This is a genomic window from Mycobacterium sp. 852014-52450_SCH5900713, assembly GCF_001667075.1.
Taxonomy (GTDB): domain Bacteria; phylum Actinomycetota; class Actinomycetes; order Mycobacteriales; family Mycobacteriaceae; genus Mycobacterium.
Genome location: NZ_LZIL01000035.1, coordinates 172,892 through 189,537 on the forward strand (window position 1 = coordinate 172,892; position 16,646 = coordinate 189,537).

Annotated in this window: 16 protein-coding genes; 6 read left to right on the forward strand and 10 right to left on the reverse strand. The window is 65.2% G+C overall.

What is annotated here, in order from left to right:
* Nucleotides 1-7: 7 nt before the first annotated feature.
* From A5773_RS10295 to A5773_RS10320, 6 genes are read right to left on the reverse strand one after another with little or no spacing between them, the layout of a single operon-like run.
* Nucleotides 8-1,459, reverse strand: coding sequence for a class I adenylate-forming enzyme family protein (locus tag A5773_RS10295; RefSeq protein WP_066958523.1), 1,452 nt, complete (start codon nucleotides 1,457-1,459; stop codon nucleotides 8-10).
* On the reverse strand, nucleotides 1,456-2,256 hold the full coding sequence (locus A5773_RS10300) for an enoyl-CoA hydratase/isomerase family protein (RefSeq protein WP_066958521.1): 801 nt from the start codon (nucleotides 2,254-2,256) through the stop codon (nucleotides 1,456-1,458). Before A5773_RS10300 ends, A5773_RS10295 begins: the two co-directional genes overlap by 4 nt.
* Entirely contained in the window at nucleotides 2,253-3,065 is an 813-nt protein-coding gene (locus tag A5773_RS10305; RefSeq protein WP_066958520.1) for an enoyl-CoA hydratase/isomerase family protein, read from the reverse strand. Before A5773_RS10305 ends, A5773_RS10300 begins: the two co-directional genes overlap by 4 nt.
* Entirely contained in the window at nucleotides 3,062-4,309 is a 1,248-nt protein-coding gene (locus A5773_RS10310; protein WP_066958518.1) for an acyl-CoA dehydrogenase family protein, read from the reverse strand. The genes A5773_RS10305 and A5773_RS10310 overlap by 4 nt, the downstream gene beginning before the upstream one ends.
* A 7-nt stretch (nucleotides 4,310-4,316) precedes the next feature.
* A complete protein-coding gene (locus A5773_RS10315) occupies nucleotides 4,317-5,123 on the reverse strand; it encodes an enoyl-CoA hydratase/isomerase family protein (protein WP_066958516.1) in 807 nt (268 codons plus the stop codon).
* A gap of 8 nt (nucleotides 5,124-5,131) precedes the next feature.
* Nucleotides 5,132-6,391: a hypothetical protein gene (locus A5773_RS10320; protein WP_066958515.1), complete on the reverse strand. Its 1,260-nt coding sequence runs from the start codon at nucleotides 6,389-6,391 to the stop codon at nucleotides 5,132-5,134.
* Nucleotides 6,392-6,483: 92 nt separating this feature from the next.
* On the opposite strand from A5773_RS10320, the gene A5773_RS10325 reads away from it, so the two are divergent.
* Nucleotides 6,484-7,305 carry an enoyl-CoA hydratase/isomerase family protein gene (locus A5773_RS10325; protein ID WP_066958513.1) on the forward strand — a complete coding sequence of 274 codons (822 nt, stop codon included), beginning with the start codon at nucleotides 6,484-6,486 and terminating at the stop codon, nucleotides 7,303-7,305.
* 3 nt (nucleotides 7,306-7,308) lie between these two features.
* Here A5773_RS10325 and A5773_RS10330 read toward each other — a convergent pair whose 3' ends face one another.
* The gene (locus tag A5773_RS10330) at nucleotides 7,309-8,175 is read right to left on the reverse strand and encodes an SDR family NAD(P)-dependent oxidoreductase (RefSeq protein WP_066958511.1); all 867 of its coding nucleotides are present in this window, start codon (nucleotides 8,173-8,175) and stop codon (nucleotides 7,309-7,311) included.
* 56 nt (nucleotides 8,176-8,231) lie between these two features.
* Between A5773_RS10330 and A5773_RS10335 the strand changes: the two genes are divergently transcribed.
* Nucleotides 8,232-9,800: a class I adenylate-forming enzyme family protein gene (locus tag A5773_RS10335; RefSeq protein WP_066958509.1), complete on the forward strand. Its 1,569-nt coding sequence runs from the start codon at nucleotides 8,232-8,234 to the stop codon at nucleotides 9,798-9,800.
* A gap of 3 nt (nucleotides 9,801-9,803) precedes the next feature.
* Here A5773_RS10335 and A5773_RS10340 read toward each other — a convergent pair whose 3' ends face one another.
* From A5773_RS10340 to A5773_RS10350, 3 genes are read right to left on the reverse strand one after another with little or no spacing between them, the layout of a single operon-like run.
* A complete protein-coding gene (locus tag A5773_RS10340) occupies nucleotides 9,804-11,108 on the reverse strand; it encodes an amidohydrolase family protein (protein WP_066958507.1) in 1,305 nt (434 codons plus the stop codon).
* A gap of 2 nt (nucleotides 11,109-11,110) precedes the next feature.
* Complete coding sequence (locus tag A5773_RS10345; RefSeq protein ID WP_066958506.1) at nucleotides 11,111-11,539, reverse strand: Zn-ribbon domain-containing OB-fold protein; 429 nt, start codon at nucleotides 11,537-11,539, stop codon at nucleotides 11,111-11,113.
* Nucleotides 11,539-12,684, reverse strand: coding sequence for an acetyl-CoA acetyltransferase (locus A5773_RS10350; protein WP_066958503.1), 1,146 nt, complete (start codon nucleotides 12,682-12,684; stop codon nucleotides 11,539-11,541). The genes A5773_RS10345 and A5773_RS10350 overlap by 1 nt, the downstream gene beginning before the upstream one ends.
* Before the next feature lie 76 nt (nucleotides 12,685-12,760).
* Between A5773_RS10350 and A5773_RS10355 the strand changes: the two genes are divergently transcribed.
* Genes A5773_RS10355 through A5773_RS10370 form a run of 4 tightly spaced genes read left to right on the forward strand, consistent with a single transcriptional unit; the run spans nucleotide 12,761 to nucleotide 16,627 of the window.
* On the forward strand, nucleotides 12,761-13,570 hold the full coding sequence (locus A5773_RS10355; RefSeq protein WP_156659809.1) for an HpcH/HpaI aldolase/citrate lyase family protein: 810 nt from the start codon (nucleotides 12,761-12,763) through the stop codon (nucleotides 13,568-13,570).
* A 32-nt stretch (nucleotides 13,571-13,602) separates the two neighbouring features.
* Nucleotides 13,603-14,718, forward strand: coding sequence for a TauD/TfdA family dioxygenase (locus A5773_RS10360; RefSeq protein WP_066958500.1), 1,116 nt, complete (start codon nucleotides 13,603-13,605; stop codon nucleotides 14,716-14,718).
* Nucleotides 14,715-15,806, forward strand: a complete 1,092-nt coding sequence (locus A5773_RS10365) for a hydroxyacid dehydrogenase (RefSeq protein WP_066958497.1) — start codon at nucleotides 14,715-14,717, stop codon at nucleotides 15,804-15,806. Before A5773_RS10360 ends, A5773_RS10365 begins: the two co-directional genes overlap by 4 nt.
* Complete coding sequence (locus A5773_RS10370; protein WP_066958496.1) at nucleotides 15,803-16,627, forward strand: enoyl-CoA hydratase/isomerase family protein; 825 nt, start codon at nucleotides 15,803-15,805, stop codon at nucleotides 16,625-16,627. Before A5773_RS10365 ends, A5773_RS10370 begins: the two co-directional genes overlap by 4 nt.
* Nucleotides 16,628-16,646: the final 19 nt, after the last annotated feature.

Genomic DNA, 16,646 nt, shown 5'->3' on the forward strand with positions numbered 1-16,646 from the left:
ACCGCGGTCACGCGTCGGCCAAAGCGGCGAGGTCGCGTCTGACGACCTTGCCGACATCGTTGCGTGGCAACCGCTCGACGAACACGACACGCACGGGTACGCGGTAGGGCGTCAGGTGCTCCCGGCACCAGGCGATCAGGTCGTCTTCGGACAGATCGTGGGCGTGACAAGCGACGAACGCCCAGGGCACCTCGCCGAGGCGCTCATCGGGAATGCCCACCACGGCCGCTTCGCGTACTCCCTCGGCGGCCAGCAGCACGTCCTCCACGGTGCCGGGAAAGACCTTCAGCCCACCGCGGTTGATCATGTCCGACACCCGGCCGTCCAGCCATAGGAATCCGTCCTCGTCGAACCACCCGAGGTCGCCGGTGTGGAACCAGCCGTCGTCAGTGAGCCTGTCAAGAAACGCCGGATCGATCTTGCGAGCCGCCGTCGTCGGCGTGCGCACCATCACCTCGTCGTCGGCGATCGTGACATCAATGCCGGGCAGCGGGCGTCCGACCGAGCCGAGCTTGGTCTCGCCCCATTCCCGCGCGTCGGCGGCCGACCATCCGACGACTTCGCCGCCGAGTTCGGTTTGGCCGTAGGAGTTGAGCACGATGACGCCGAACTTGTCGCGGAACCTGCCGGCTTGCACGGGGGACAGGGGAGCGGTGATCGATCGTACGATCTTCAGCGGCGACAGGTCGGTGACCGACTCGTCGTGCAGGACCATCGTCAACGCCGCCGGGGGCAAAACCGTGGAGCGCAACCGGTGCCGCTTGACCAGTGCGGCGAACTCGGCAGGTGAGAACTTGTCCATGAGCACCACCCCCGAGCCCGCCCGAAAGGCGAACAGCACCTGGTAGATGCCGGCCCATAACGACAGCGAGAGCGGAACGAGGTTCGGCATTGGTGCCCGGTTCGCTCTGGCCGCCGCCGGTTTCGCGCCGCGGAGCTTGGCCAACAGGCGGTCGATCAGATCCAGGACGGTTGCATGACGAAGTGGCACCGGCTTCGGCGGGCCGGTGGTTCCCGACGTGAATTGCAGCAGTGCCACATCCCGGTCGTAGTGCCGCGGATCGGGCGGCCGTTCCGACGATGGCGAAAGCGACCAGGCCAAGCGCGAGGCGGCCACGACGGGCAACTTGTAATCCGAGAAGCGAAGGGCCAGCTCAGGTGTGGTGATGACGGCGACCGGCCGCAATGTTGCGAGCTGGGATGCCAACTCCTTATCGGCGGCCCGTGGGTTGAGCGGCGTGTAAACCCCACCGGCACGCCAGGTCCCGAACAACGCGGCCACCGTGCCGGCATCGTTGGGCAGCATCGCCGCGACGACTTGTCCGGACACCAAGCCGGCTTCGGTGAGTATCGCGGCCAGGCGATCTGCGCTCGCCACCATATCGTCGCGCGAGACATCGGCGGTCAACGTGTGCACGGCCGTGTCGGGCAGGTCGGCCAGCAGTTCGGCGAGACTCACGAGTCCGCTTCCAGTGGTTGCCAATCCGGTGTGCGCTTGTCTGCGAACGCCCGTGGCCCCTCGTTCTGGTCGGGATGGCCCCACATCGACGTCAAGTGCTTGGCGCCCGCTCGGCACGCATCCGTCAAGCCGTATTCGAGCGCGCCCCACAACGCGCGCTTGGTCGCCCGCATCGCGGCGGGCGAGTTCAACGCGATCTTCTCGGCGAGTTCCTGCGCGACGTCGCGGAGCTTGTCGGGAGGGTCGACGATCTGGCTGATCATGCCGAGCTGGTACGCGCGTTGGGCCGTCAGGCGTTCGTGGCTGCCGACGAGCGCCATCCTCAACACCGCCTCGGCGGGCATCTTTCGCATCAGGGCGATTGTCTCCAGCGCGCTGACCTGGCCGATGGAGACGTGCGGGTCGACGAAGGTCGCATCGGACGACGCGATGACGATGTCGGCGTCGGCGACCCAATGCAGTCCGCCACCCGCGCACACCCCGTTGACGGCCGTGATGACGGGCTTTCCCACGTTGCAATGCCAGCCCGTCAACTTCAGGTCGAGCGTGCGCATCGACTCCTGGAACTGCTGCACCGCCTCGCCGTCGAGGTCCTCGACGTCGGCGCCAACCTGAAACGCCCGGCCGTTGCCGGTGTGCACGATGACGCGGACAGCGGGATCCGCGTCCAATTCGGCCCACGCCTTGGGGAATTCCTCACGCATCGTCGCGTCGTACGCATTGAGTCGGTCGGGCCGGTTGTTGATGATCCAGCCCACCGGGCCGCGCCGCTCGACGATCAACCTTCGATAGCTCATGAAACCTCCGCGGGGTCCAGCGGCCGCCAGCGCGCGGATCGCTTGTCACGCCAGGCGCGTGCGCCCTCGGCGTGGTCGGGGTGACTGCGAAGCCGCCAAATCTCCTCGCTGGCAGCGTGTTTGGCTGCGGACAGGCCCACTTCGAGGGAATGCCACAATGCCTTCTTGGTGGCGCGCATCGCGGTGGGGGAGTTCGTTGCGACAGCGGCGGCCAGCCGGCCGGCGGTCGCCCGAAGCTGATCGGCTGGCACGACATCCGAGACGATGCCCAATTCGTATGCCCGTTGGGCCAAGATGCGCTCGCCCGTACCGCTCAACGCCATTCGGGTGATCGCCTCCATCGGCGATTTACGTAGCAGTGTGATTGCTTCGTATGCAACTGCTTGCCCGACCGAGACATGCGGGTCGACGAACGAAGCCTCCTCGGCGGCGATGACGATGTCGGCGTCGGCAACCAAGTGCAGACCCCCGCCCGCACACACCCCATTGACCGCCGCGATCACCGGCTTCCATACCCCGCAATGCCACGACGAAATCTTCAGCTCGGCGTCCCTGGTCCGGCGCGAGTGTCGCCGCATGGCCTCCTTGTCGCGAGCCACCTGCACGACGTCCATACCGGTGCAGAACGCCTTGCCGTTGGCGGCATTGACGATCACATACACGTCGCGGTCGGCATCCAACTCGGCCCACGCGGCCTCGAGTTCGTCGAGCATCAGCGCGTCGAACGCGTTGCCGGCATCCGGCCGGTTCAGGATCAGCCAGCCGACGCCGTCGGACTTCTCGACGATCAACCGCTCGTAGCCGGTCACGAGCGTGGAATTTCCTTCCAGGGCTTACCCTTCCACGGATCCGGCTCCTTGGCCAGACCGAGCACGCGCTCGCCGAGGATGTTTTTGTTGATGTCGCTCGTGCCGCCCTCGGTGGCGTTGGCCAGGCTGCGCAGCATGCCCTGCACCTCTCGGGGCAACGCGTCGGGATCGCCGGTGGCAGGCCAGGCCACCGCAGCGGTACCCAGCAAATCGGCCATCAAATTTTGGATCTGTTGGTTGAGCGTGGCCTGATGGACCTTGCCGATCGAGGACGCCGCACCGGGCGACTGGCCCGCTGAAAGCGCCTCGCGCACTCGGGCATTGGTCCAACCGCGGATCTGCTCCTGCGCCCACAGGCGCATAACCTTGTTTCGCACGACGGGGTCGGCCCAGCGCCCGGTTTCTCGGGCCAGGGAGATCAGGCGCTCAGCGCCAGAACCACCGAGGCGCCCCATACCGCCCGATCCCGATCCGGAAACCATCTGCCGTTCACTGGACAGGGTCGACGCGCTGACCCGCCAGCCGTCATTGATCTCCCCGACCCGATGCTCGTCGGGCACCCGCGCGCCATCGAGGAAGACTTCGTTGAACTCCGCTTCGCCGGTGACCTGGCGCAGCGGTCGCACGTCGACGCCCGGTTGGTGCATGTCGAGCAGGAAGTACGTGATGCCCTTGTGCTTGGGCTGGTCCGGATCGGTGCGCGCCAGTAGGATCGCGAAGTCCGCCTCGTCGGCCCACGTGGTCCACACCTTCTGTCCGGAGATCACCCATTGATCGCCGTCGCGTTCGGCTCGGGTCGCCAATGACGCGAGATCGGAGCCCGCGCCAGGTTCGCTGAAAAGCTGACACCACTTCTCTTCGTTGCGGACGATGGGCGGAAGGAAGCGCAGCCGCTGTTCCTCGGTGCCGTGACTGAACAATGCCGCCGCGGCGTTGTTGAGCCCCAACGGATTCAACCGGGTGAGTCGGAGCGGAGCCAGGACCATCTCAATCGCACGTGCAATGTCGTTGCCGACGCCCAGGCCACCGTGCTCCGGAAGCCAGGTCGGTGCGACCAGTCCCGATTCGGCGAATGTCGGATACCAATCCCGGTAGTCGGCCGCGGTGCGGACGGCCCGCAGGGCCGCGGGCCCTTCGGCGGCGGCCGAGCGCCACGCCGCGGGCACCTCCGCGGCAATCCACTGCCGCACCACCTCGACGGCGTCGATCGCGGAGGTGTCGGGGGTGATCGGCAAACGCATCATGAGCCCGTCAACGGCCTTGGAACTTCGCGTCGCGTTTGTCACGGAAGGCCGCCAGACCCTCCTTGAAATCGTCGCTGCGGCTTGATAACTCCAGCGCCATGGCCTCGTTCTGGAGATGGCGGTCCAGGTCGAGTCCGTTGCCGCTGTGCAGCAGCCACTTGGTGAGCCCTAGGGCAACCGTGGGCGCCTCACCGAGTTTGGTGACAAGTTCCTCTGCGGCAGCGTCCAATTGAAAGGGCGCGCACGTGTGGTGGATGATGCCCCAGTCGGCCGCGGTGGCGCCGGAGATCTCCTCGCCGAGCATCAGCAGCTGTCGGGTGCGCACCATCCCGATCAAGCGGGGCAGCAGCCAGGCGGCGCCACTGTCGGGTGTGAAGCCGCGGGCCATGAACGGTTCCCAGAAGCGAGCGTCATCGGCGGCCACGCAGAAGTCGCAAGCTACTGCGATGTGGAACCCCAGGCCGGCCGCCCAGCCGCGGACCACGGCGACGATCGGCACCTGGGTCTCCAGCATCAGCGGGATGAGCCGGTTGGCCTTGTTGGGGAGTCGGCGCTGCGTACTGCCCACTCGCGGTTTGCGCTCGGATTTCGTGTTGTTCGCGATGAGATCCGAGCCCGCGCAGAAGTCCGGACCATCGGCGTCGATGCGGATGACGCGCACCGCCTCATCGACGCCTGCGGCGGCGAGATGTCCGATCAGTGCGTCCAGCATGGTGTCATCGACTGCGTTGCGCCGCTCGGCGCGGTCCAGGGTGAGGCACAGAACCGGGCCTTGCCGCTCGGCCCGCAGTCCGGGAACGCTCGCATATGTCACGGCAGCTGTCATCGTCCTGCGAATTCAGCTGATACGACCGTGAGCAGATCCGCCAGGTTCGCCGCTCCGCCGGGCGGGTCGGGCAGCCGGACCGGGCCGCGGTCCCGGCTGGGTAACAGGATGGTCGCGTGTCCCGGTGCCGTGACCTCGTTGCGGTGGTTGGTCGCCGCGAGTTCGACATCGACCGCGGGGCGCTCGCCTTCGGCAAGGTACTTTCGAGTCACGGTGCCGGTGATGGTGTGCAGATCGCCCACGTAGTTGAACAACCGGAACTCACAGTCCAGCTTCCACAACCAGGCGTCGTCCCCCATCCAGTCCGTACACAGATGGATCAACCACGTCTCACGCATCCGGCCGTAATCGAAAGTGGTCGGGTTGCCGGCATTTCGGGCCGCATCCGGTTCCCAGTGCACACGCTGCTGCGCATCGGGCACGCCGTGGTCGTTCGGGGTGTAGAAGCGGGGAATGCGTTGCCGGTTGCGCCACGCCAACCGCAGGGGACGCACCCCGTACATGCCTGTGCCCATGCCGACATGCCAGCAAACCATGTCGGTGACGGTGAGCGGCCCCTTGGTCAATGTGCCGATTGCTTCGCCCTCGTTGAGGTCTTCCCACCACCGCGGTTCGGCACCACGCGGGCATTCGCGCGCGTAGCTTTCGTCGATCTCGGCGATCTCCTCGGCAGTCCAGTTCTTGAGTTCGATCGACTCGTATTTCTTGCGGCCCCGGGCCTTGCTGCGCTCGGTGCGGATCATGTTGCGGTATTGGCCGCCGAGGATGGTGCCCTCGTCGTCCCGGAAGACTTGCGCCGACCACTCGTGAATCGCCCGTCCGGCGAACTCACTGCTTTTGTCGAGCGCGGCGACCAGCGCATTGCGCCTAAACACTCGGTGGTTGGCGCGCAGCGGAGCCCACCACTCTCGTGCGGACGACGCGTAAAACGCATGCACCCCGCGCAGCGGGTCGCCCTTGGTCAGGGCCCGATCCTCCTCGGAGAGCTCGGTGACTTCGTCTTCGCCGATCAACGTGTCACCACCGACCAGTGCCGGCGGCGCGATCGACTCACCCCACACCGACTTCGCGGCGTAGTCCGGATCAGCCCACATGGGATTGGCGTCGCCGTAGGCCTCGGCGACGTGGCGGAAAGTGTCCTCGTTGGGGCGGACGTAGTGCGGTGGCTGGGTGTGCGGAACGGCGATGCCGATGGTGGCACGCAACCTGGACAGCCCCTCATCGGTGATTTGGCCCGATTGAGAGGAGCGGGTCATGGCACGCCTCCTCAGTTCTGGCGAATATCGTGGCCCGGTACGAGTATGGAAATTAAGATACCCGAAAAGCGGAAACGCCGTTAACGGCAGGGGTGAGTGAGTTGAGCGAGGAGCAGCCAGGGATCCTGGAGGCCGTTGGTGCGGACGGTGTTTGCCGCATCACCATCGATCGCCCCAATGTGGGAAATTCGTTGTCACCGTTGGCTCGTGACGCGCTGATCGACGCGTTCCAACGCGCCGGCGAAAATCCAGCGGTGCGTGCGGTGTTACTGGGCGCGACGGGGCAGCGGCACTTCTGCGCCGGGGCCGGCTTGCCTGGATCGGCACCCCGGCCACCGGCGGGCGACAAGCGGTCAGGGGACGTCGCTCGGATGCTGCAGAACGGCTGGCAGCGCTTGGTCTCATCGATCCTCGATTGCGATAAGCCCGTGGTCGCTGCGGTGAAGGGCACCGCGGCTGGCGCAGGAATCAGCCTGGTTCTCGCCTGCGATCTCGTCGTGATGTCCACGGAGGCAAAGCTTGTCGCGGCATTCGTGCACCGCGGTGTGCTTCCCGATTCCGGCGCCATTCATCTGCTGACGAGGATCGTGGGGCTGCGCAAGGCCACGGAGCTGTTGATGCTCGGCGAGCCCGTCGACGCCGCCAGCAGTGAGCGGCTGGGGCTGGTCAACCGCGTGGTCGGACCGGACGCTACCGATGAGGTCGCCGGGGAGCTGGCCGCCCGGCTTGCGGCCGGACCGACAGTGATGCTCGGGCACACCAAGCGACTGCTCTTGGTGTCCTCGGAGTCCGGCCGTGACCGAGCTTTCGAGCAGGAGGCATGGGCACAGGAGGCGGTGTCGCGCACCACCGACCTTCAGGAGGGCCTGCGGTCGTTCGCGGAGCGCCGCGAACCGCGATTCTTGGGCCGCTGATTCTCACTCCTTGACTGGCCCACCGCGGATCGTGAACGTCGCGGCGTCATCGATCTCGTCGATCGCCTCGGCCACGGATTCTGCAGTGAGCGAGGTGTTCTCGATCCCTTTGGTCACGCCGATGAAGACCCGTGAGACCTTGCCCGCCCCGACCGAATAGATGTGGGCGGTGCGGTCGCAGTCGCGGTGCGACAGGTAAACCACGACCGGAGTCACCAACTCAGGGTCCATCGCCTTACCGGCTTCGCCCATAATGGTCTCGGTCATGCGCGTCCGTGCGATGGGGGCGACAGCGTTGATCGCGATGCCGTTTCGCGCTCCCTCGATGGCGAGCACGTGCATCATGCCGACGAGCCCCATCTTGGCCGCACCGTAATTGGCCTGCCCGAAGTTTCCGAACAAGCCGGTACCCGAGGTCGTTTGGACTATTCGTCCATAGTTCTGCTCGCGCATGACCGGCCATACCGCGCGGGTGACGTGGAACGCCCCGGACAGGTGAACGGAAATGACCGCTTCCACCTGTTCGGCGGTCATGTTCTTGAATGCCGCGTCACGCAGGATTCCCGCGTTGTTGATGAGAATGTCGACCCGTCCGAATGTGTCCGTCGCCGCCGCCACGATGGCCGCGCCGCCCTCCTCGGTAGCGACCGAGTCACCGCTGGCGATCGCCGTGCCGCCCGCCGACGTGATCTCGTCAACCACTGCCTGCGCGGCCGATATCGATGCACCGGTGCCGTCCACTGCGCTGCCCAGGTCGTTGACCACCACGCGCGCCCCCCGGCGGGCGAGTTCGAGGGCGTGACAGCGGCCGAGGCCTCCGCCTGCACCGGTGACGATGGCAACCTGATTATCGAAATTCATTGACGGCATGGTGAGAGGTTACATTTACTCTCAGTGAGAACCATCGTTTGCATCGGAGGACATCCATGAGCGGCGCGCCCGCGCTGCTGCAGTGTGCGCAGCGGCGAGCCGTGGCATTGCGGGACCGATACCGCGAGGCGGGGTTCTGGTCGGACCAGCCCGCCGACGTCGTTCGTGCCGCCGCGGCACGACATCCGGAGAAGCTGGCTCTGCGCGCCCGGGGGGCGGAGCTCAGCTATGCCGAACTCGACGCGCGCATCGATGCGGCCTGTGGCGCTTTGGCGGCTTCGGGCGTCGGAGCGTCGACACCGACCGTTGTGGTCGTGGGTAACGACGTGGATTCAGTGGTTGCCGTCCATGCGACGTTGCGCCTCGACGCCGTCGTCCTGCTGGTCGCTCGTAGCGCCGGCGAGGCGCAGGTGGCCGACATCATCGCGCGCACGGGAGCGCAGTTCGGTGTCGCGCCGAATTGGCCTGCGGCCCCGCGGAAGGGGATGTCCGCGCAATTGGCCTGGATCTCTTTGGACGCCGATTGCACACCGCAGACTGCGTACGCATCCCGGCGTGCGGCCGACGAGCCCTGCCTGGTGCTCTACACGTCGGGAACCACCTCGGCGCCCAAGGGGGTCATCCACTCGCAGAGCACGCTGATGAAGGCGTCGTCAAATTACATCGCGGCGGCCGGACTCGGCCCGGCCGACCGGATCTTTCTCATCAGTCCGCTCGCGTCGGTGACCGGAGCGCTGCAGGCGTTAATCATCGCGCCGATGCTCTGCGCGCCCGTCATCCTCGAGGACAACTGGGATGCCGCCGAAACCTGCGAGCTGCTGGTCTCGTCGGGCGCGACGTGGTACGGCGGACCCGATCGCTTGCTGGACCGGCTGCTCGACGAGTCGGTGACGCGCGGGCTGGACGTGCCGCTGCAAGCGGTTTATTTGGGCGGGACAGTGCTGGATCGGCGGATCGTCACGCGCATCGAAGACGATTTCGGGATCATTGTGATGCGCGCCTACGGTTCGTCCGAAGTGCCAGTGAGCACCTCTGGTCTGCGGTCGGAGACTGCGGGCGTGCGTCACGCCGACGACGGTGTCGCGCTGCAAGACGTCGAGGTGAGGATTGGATCCCCGGGGGATCCGACCGAGTGCTGCATTCGGGGCCCGCACACGTTCCTCGGGTACACCGACGCCGACGACGACGCGCGGGCGTTCGATGGCGACTGGTTCCGTACCGGCGACGTGGCCGAAATCTCCGAAGGCCGGGTGCGCATCGTCGGGCGCCTGAAGGACATCATCATTCGCAACGGTCTGAAGATCGCGGCTGTCGAGGTGGAGGAGGCCGTCGCCCGGATCGCCGGGGTCCGCGAGTGCGCGGCATACTCGGTGGCTGACGCCACGACCGGCGAGCGACTCGCCGTCGCCATGGTGCTCGACGCCGACGTCGACATGTCGCTCGCGAAGGTCACCGACGCGCTGATCTCGGCGGGACTGCCCAAGTACAAGTTGCCCGAGGAACTGGTGTTCTGGAACGAGCCGCTGCCGGTCAATGCCAGCGGCAAGGTCCAGCGCAACACGCTCGCTGCGCGCTCGGCGGGGCGGACGCGGGTGCTTGCAGACCGCCTCGCCGAAACTGGTTGAGCGTCAGCCGTCTGATTTGCCAGTCGTGTTCATGGTCAGCTTGCTCAAGTGAGCCTGCCAGTCAGACCCCTTGCCGTGGTCGTGCTTGGACAGCGCCCGGATGGAGACGTCGTGCCCTTCGGCGGACTTCCGCAGGGCGCCCACGGTGGCCTGTTCCCTAGCGATGTGAGAGGTGAACGGATCCCAGTGATACCAGCGCATCGCGTTCTGGTAGGTCATCTTGTTGACCTCGTCGTCGGGCACGTTGTTGCGCTGCAGCACCTCGTGCAGCTGTTCGGGGGCGCCGGGCCACATGCTGTCGCTGTGCGGGTAATCGGCTTCCCAGCAGATGTTGTCGATCCCGATCTCGTTGCGCAGCGCCACTCCGGTGTGGTCGGAGATGAAACAGGTCAGGAAGTGATCGCGAAAGACCTCGGACGGCTTCTGCTTACCGAAGTCCTGACCGGTCCAGGTGGAGTGCATCTCGTAGGTGCGGTCGGCACGCTCGAGAAAGTAGGGAATCCAGCCCGTCCCGCCCTCCGACAGCGCGATCTTGAGGTCCTTGTACTTCTTGATCGGCTTGGACCACAACAGATCCGCCGCGGCCTGCACGATGTTCATCGGCTGCAACGTGATCATCACATCCATCGGCGCGTCCGGGGCGGTGATCGCCAACTTGCCGGATGACCCGATATGGACGTTCATCACGGTGTCGGTGTCGACCAATGCTTCCCACATCGGTGTCCAGTAGTCGTCGTGAAAGCTCGGATATCCCATGGCCGCCGGGTTTTCCGTGAACGTCAATGCGTGCACACCGCGTTCGGCATTGCGGCGGATCTCCCTGGCGCACAGTTCGGCATCCCAAATCACCGGCAGCGTCATCGGAATGAATCGGGCCGGGTAGGCCGCGCACCACTCCTCGACGTGCCAGTCGTTATACCCCTGGAGGAGGGCCAGGCTGAATTCAGGATCCTCGGTGACGAACAGTCGGCCGGCGAACCCGGGGAACGACGGGAAGCAGATCGAGCCGAGAATACCGCCGGCATTCATATCTTTGATGCGCTCGTCGACCTGCCAGCAGCCGGGCCGAATCTCATCGAGACCCTGCGGCTCGATCCCGTATTCCTCCTTCGGCCTGCCCGCCACCGCGTTGAGCGCCACGTTTGGGATCACCACGTCGCGGAATCGCCAGGTGTCTGAACCATCGGGGTTGTGTACCAACCGCGGCGCCTCGTCCAGGTACTTCTGGGGCAGATGGTTTTTGAACATGTCGGGCGGCTCAACGATATGGTCGTCGACACTGATCAGGATCATGTCTTCTTTGTTCATCCCTATTCCTTTCCAACACCTGCTGCGACCGGCCGGAAGACCGGGACAATGAAGCCGTCACCGTCATCGCGAAAGGCGATGGTGAGTTCCATATCGGCGCAGAGGCTTTCGGCCGGGCAGTCTTCGAGGACCGTCATCAGCCGGGGCCCCTCGGTGAGATCCACCATTGCCACCACGTACGGCGTGTGCGTATCGAAGGGTGCCGCATTCTGGTGCACCACGGTCCACGTGTAGAGCCGTGCCCGCCCGGACGCCGGTGCCAGCGCGACGTCCTCGCTCCAGCAGTGCGGGCAGAACGGACGTACGTACAACGAGTTCCGGCCACACCCCGAACAGGCGTTGATCATCAGTCGGCGATCCTGGATGGCCTGCCACCAGGGTTGGCTGTCGCAGTCGATGGTGGGCCGGTTCGCGGCCACCGGCACGTCCATCATTGCCTCCCGAGGATCATCGTGGCGCTGTGGGTGAAGAATCCGCCCATCGCATGCACGCATGCCAGACGCGCGTGGTCAACCTGTCTGGGCCCGCATTCCCCGCGAAGCTGTCGAGTCGCTTCGACCATGAGGAACATTCCCCGCATACCCGGGTGGCAGGAGGCCAGACCGCCGCCGTCGGTGTTGGTCGGTAACGCCCCACCCGGACGCAGCGCACCCGATGCGATGAACTGTCCGCCGTCGCCCTTGGCGCAGAAGCCCAAGTCCTCCACCGTGAGTAGCACGGTGGAGGTGAACGAGTCATAAAGCTGACACACGTCGATGTCGGCTGGGTCGACGCCGGCTTGCGCGAACGCACGTGGGCCAGACAACGCGGCGGCCGACGTGGTGAAGTCGGCCCACTCGCTCATGCTGACATGTGATGTCGCGTCGGCGGCTCCGAGAATCCAGACGGGCTCCTTGGCGCAATCCTTCGCCACCCGCTCGCTCGCCAGCACGACAGCGCCGCCACCGTCGGTGCGCAGACACACGTGCTTGGAGGTGAAGGGATCGGCCAGCATCGGTGCTGCGGCGACATCGTCGGCCGTTATCCGGTCGCGCTCGAAAGCATCGTCGTTCATCGCTGCCCACTCGTGGGCCGCGACCGCGACTTCGGCTAATTGTTCTGCGGTGGTGCCGTATTCGATCATGTGTCGCCTGGCGGCCATCGCGTACTTTGCGATAAGGGTGGCCCCGTACGGAGCCTCGTACTGCATGGCGCCGCCGCTGCTCATTGCCGCCGCTGATGCTCGTAGGCGACGTTTCACGTCGGAGCGCGCCGTTGATCCGTACGTCAGCAGTGCCACGTCGATCGCGCCGGTGGCAATGGCATCGGCGGCGTGCCCCGCCATTACCTCCCAGGACGATCCGCCTACGTTGGTCGCGTCGACCCAGGACGGCCGCAGGCCAAGGTACTCGCTCACCTCGACGGGCGGCAGCAAAGTCCCATGGCCGCCGAAGCCGTCGATGTCGTCTTTCGTCAAACCGGCGTCGGCGATGGCGCGGCGCGAGGATTGAGCCATCAACGCCATCGCGGTCTTGTCGGGCGCCCGTCCACAATCCGACAGGCCGGCGCCCACGATAGCGACCCGCTTTGCTGACATACGTAATGGTTACCACATTGATAATGCCATTAACGACATGATGGAATGAACGTTCTCAGTGGGCTACCGTGAGCGTGTGCGGGAACCACTGCGGGAGGCGTTACGGGGCGACGGACTGGTACTTTGCCTGGCGCTGCTGAACGCGCGAACCCCCGATGTTCCGGCGATCGCGGCAGCATGCGGATACGACGCGGTCTACGTCGACCTCGAGCACACCTCCACGTCGCTGGAGACGGCGGCGATGCTTTGCGCCAGCGCATTGGGAGCAGGCATCTCGGGGCTGGTCCGGGTGCCGTCTCACGATCCGAGTGTCATCGCTCGCGTCATCGACAATGGCGCAATCGGAATCATTGTGCCGCACGTTAATTCGAGCGATGAAGCGGCAGCCATCGTCGATGCGGCTCGGTTTCCTCCCATCGGACACCGCTCCATCTCCGGGCCGAACGCAGTCAGCGGCTACCAACCGAGGTCACCGGCCGAACTCACCGATGTACTCGAGCGTCGTACGGTGGTCGCGGTCATGATCGAGACGCCGAAAGCGGTGGACGCCGCAGACGCGATCGCCGCTGTTGAGGGTATCGACATGATACTTCTCGGTCCGAGCGATCTGACGGCTGAAATGGGCATCCATGGCGACTATGAGAATGCCCATTTCCGCCATGCAGTAGAATCGGTCGCGGCGGCTTGTCGTGCACGCGGCGTGGCGCTGGGAATAGCCGGCATCAAGTCCGTTGACCTGCTGAAACGCTTCACAGATCTTGGTCTGCGTTTCATTTCGGCCGGTACGGACATCGGGATGATGACCGACGCGGCGACGGCCCGCGCACGCGCGTTGCGAGAGCTCGACAGCCGCCCCGCAGGTAGTAACCAAGGACAACGCCGATAGCCGAAAGCCTCGCCACCACAACAGGAGGACGGATGCCCACCGCGATCTACACCGAGCAAGTTGCCGACCCGATGTCCTGGACTGGCGACGACTTCTCGAGCAAGGATGATTTCGCTTTCGACCTATCGGCCCGCAATGTCGCTGCCTTGGAATCGATCTTGGCCAAGACGTCGAAAAAGGACCGCGACGACATTACCCCCGAGGATGCCCGCCACCCCGATCTTGACGACGATTTGGCGCGGCTATACCGGGATCTGATGTTCGGTAAAGGCCTGGCGTGCGTGCGCGGATTTCCGGTCGAACAACACTCGATCGAGGACCTCGAGCGCATCTACTGGGCGTTCTGTACCCATCTCGGCTACCTGGTGTCCAACAACTCGTTTGGGCACCGAATGGTTCGGGTCCAGGAGGAGGTGCTGCCGAACGGTGTGCAGCCGGCCCGGGGCACCAAGTCACGTGCGGAGCTGGCCATGCACAACGACGCCGCCGATATCCTGTCGCTTCTGTGCGTCTACCCGGCGGCCGCGGGCGGTGAAAGCCAGTTCGCGAGCGGTCCGGCCGCGCACAACCGGATTCTCCAGGAGCGACCCGACCTGCTTCCAGTGCTCTATCAGGGGTTTCCGCACCACCGGCGCAGCGAGCAGCCCGATGACCAACCGGACGTGACACCGTACGACGTCCCGGTGTTCTCGCAGATCGACGGCAGGATCTGCATCAACTTCACCTACAGCAGCATCCTGCCGGCGATGCACGCACTCGGCCGGGAGTTCACCCCCGAACAGACCGAGGCGATCGAACTGCTGCGCAACATTCTGATCGAGCAGCAGGTCGAGTTCCGACTCGAGTCGGGCGAGGCGGCCGTCGCCAACAACTTCGCCATGTGCCATTCGCGTTCCGACTTCGTCAGCAGCAACGATCCCAAGAAGGCCCGCTGCTTCTTGCGCGCATGGATGGAGGTGCCGCGCGAAGATCGGCGACTGCCGATCGGCCGTGAGTACTTCCATATGGAGAACAAGGACCTGCGCCTGGGATATGACATAGTCCCGGGCCGGGACGGCTCGATCGCGCGCAACGATTACAAGAACGTCAACCCCGAACTCGCCGACATGTTCAAGGCGGCACAGGCGAAGCCCAAGCTCAAGCAATGAGCGAAAGACCAACTGCGAAGCTCGTCTACGAGCGATGGACCGACCCCGTCGCCGGGGACATCCTCGAGGCGGGCGACATTGACGTCATCAAACTCGACCTGACGGCCTCAACCGAAGACAATTGGGCAACAATGGAATCCGCCCAGGGATATCAGGTCGCCACGCGCACCGATGTGGCGTCCGTTCCCGAAGGTGAACAGTGGTTGGTGGGGCCTGCTCTGGTCGAACGCTGCGAGCAGCTGCTGGCCGTCTGCTCGGCGGGCGCCGGCTATGACGTGATCGACGTCGAGGCGTGCACCCGGGCCGGAATCGCGGTGTGCAACAACTCCGGGCCCGGCGCAGAGGCCGTCGCCGAGCACGCGCTCGGCTTCATGCTCGATCTTGCCAAGAAGATCACCGTCGCCGACCGTGCGCTACGCAGCGGACCGCTCGGCGACCGCCTGGCCTTGCGGGGCAGTCAGCTGCTGGGAAAGACGCTCGGGGTGGTCGGTCTGGGCGCCATCGGCGGGCGCCTGGTGGAGTTGTGCGCGCCCTTCGGGATGGAGATCCTGGTCCACGATCCCTATGTCGACGAAGCGACCGCTCAGCAGCGGGGTGTGACCCTGGTGGAGCTCGGCGAACTGGTCGAGCGCTCCGACTTCGTTCAGGTCACCTGCCCGCTCACGGCAGAGACACGCGGCTTGTTCAGATCCGAACAGTTCGCCGCGATGAAGTCCTCCGCGTTCTTCATCACCACCGCCCGCGGCGCCGTTCACGACGAAGCCGCGCTGTATGACGCCCTGGTCACCGGAGGCATTGCAGGGGCGGCCCTTGATGTCTTCCATGAAGAGCCGCCGCGCCCGGACAATCCGTTGCTAGGCCTCGACAATGTCATCGCCACACCCCACGTTGCAGGCATCACCGTGGAAGCCGCCCATGACATCGCCGTCGCCACAGCGACCCAATGGCAAGCGATCTTCGCGGGCGGGATGCCGCCCAGGCTGCTGAATCCCGATGTCTGGCCGCGCTACTGTGAGAGATTCAACGAGATATTCGGATTTCGTCCCAGCGCCGCAACGGCTTTGGAGAAAGAGAGCCACAGCAGGTGACGGATTACGACACCCTTGAATTCGAGCGGCGGGGTCACACGGCGTGCGTGACGCTTAACCGACCCGAGGTACTCAACGCCATCAACGACGAGATGATCGCGGAGCTCGCCGAGGTGTACGCCGAAATCGAACGCTCCCAGGAGATCTGGACGGTCATCATCACCGGCGCCGGCCGCGCGCTGTGCGTTGGGGCTGACGTCAACAAGGCTGCCGACCACGACATGGAGAACGCAGCGGGGATCGACAACCAGGGGGAGCCCATCCTCAGCTCGATGCGGCAGTGGGATGCGCCGCAGGAGGCGACGCCACCCTGGCTTCAGATGACCAAACCGATCATCTGTGCGGTAAACGGCATCGCCTGTGGCGCAGGGATGGACTTGGTTACCACCGCCGACATCACGATCGCGTCCGAGCGTGCGACGTTGATGGATCCTCATGTCAGCATCGGCGTGAGCTCCGGACGCGAAGGAGTCAGGCTCGCCCGGATCCTGCCGCTGCCGGTGGCGATGCGGCTGATCTTGATGGGCAAGCACGAGCAACTCGACGCGCGGCGGGCGTACGACTTGGGAGTCTTCACCGAAGTGGTGGCCCACGACAAGCTCATGGATCGGGCGTGGGAGATCGCCAACATCGTGAATTCGAATGCGCCCCTGGCGGTGCGAGGTTCGCGCATGGCCGTGCGCAAGGGGTTGACACTGCCCATCTATGAAGCCGAGCTGCTCGCCGAGAACTACCGAATGAAGGTGGCCCTGACGAAGGACGCAATCGAGGGGCCGCGTGCCTTCCTAGAGAAGCGTCAGCCGGACTGGAAGGCACTGTAGCGCAACAATTACAGAGTGC

What these genes read in the sequence shown, in the direction of transcription:
- A5773_RS10320 (WP_066958515.1), bottom strand. Translation starts at nt 6,391, where the DNA reads ATGACCCGCTCCTCTCAATCGGGCCAAATCACCGATGAGGGGCTGTCC.
- A5773_RS10330 (WP_066958511.1), bottom strand. Translation starts at nt 8,175, where the DNA reads ATGCCGTCAATGAATTTCGATAATCAGGTTGCCATCGTCACCGGTGCA.
- A5773_RS10335 (WP_066958509.1), top strand. Translation starts at nt 8,232, where the DNA reads ATGAGCGGCGCGCCCGCGCTGCTGCAGTGTGCGCAGCGGCGAGCCGTG.
- A5773_RS10350 (WP_066958503.1), bottom strand. Translation starts at nt 12,684, where the DNA reads ATGTCAGCAAAGCGGGTCGCTATCGTGGGCGCCGGCCTGTCGGATTGT.
- A5773_RS10360 (WP_066958500.1), top strand. Translation starts at nt 13,603, where the DNA reads ATGCCCACCGCGATCTACACCGAGCAAGTTGCCGACCCGATGTCCTGG.
- A5773_RS10340 (WP_066958507.1), bottom strand. Translation starts at nt 11,108, where the DNA reads ATGAACAAAGAAGACATGATCCTGATCAGTGTCGACGACCATATCGTT.
- A5773_RS10300 (WP_066958521.1), bottom strand. Translation starts at nt 2,256, where the DNA reads ATGAGCTATCGAAGGTTGATCGTCGAGCGGCGCGGCCCGGTGGGCTGG.
- A5773_RS10365 (WP_066958497.1), top strand. Translation starts at nt 14,715, where the DNA reads ATGAGCGAAAGACCAACTGCGAAGCTCGTCTACGAGCGATGGACCGAC.
- A5773_RS10345 (WP_066958506.1), bottom strand. Translation starts at nt 11,539, where the DNA reads ATGGACGTGCCGGTGGCCGCGAACCGGCCCACCATCGACTGCGACAGC.
- A5773_RS10310 (WP_066958518.1), bottom strand. Translation starts at nt 4,309, where the DNA reads ATGATGCGTTTGCCGATCACCCCCGACACCTCCGCGATCGACGCCGTC.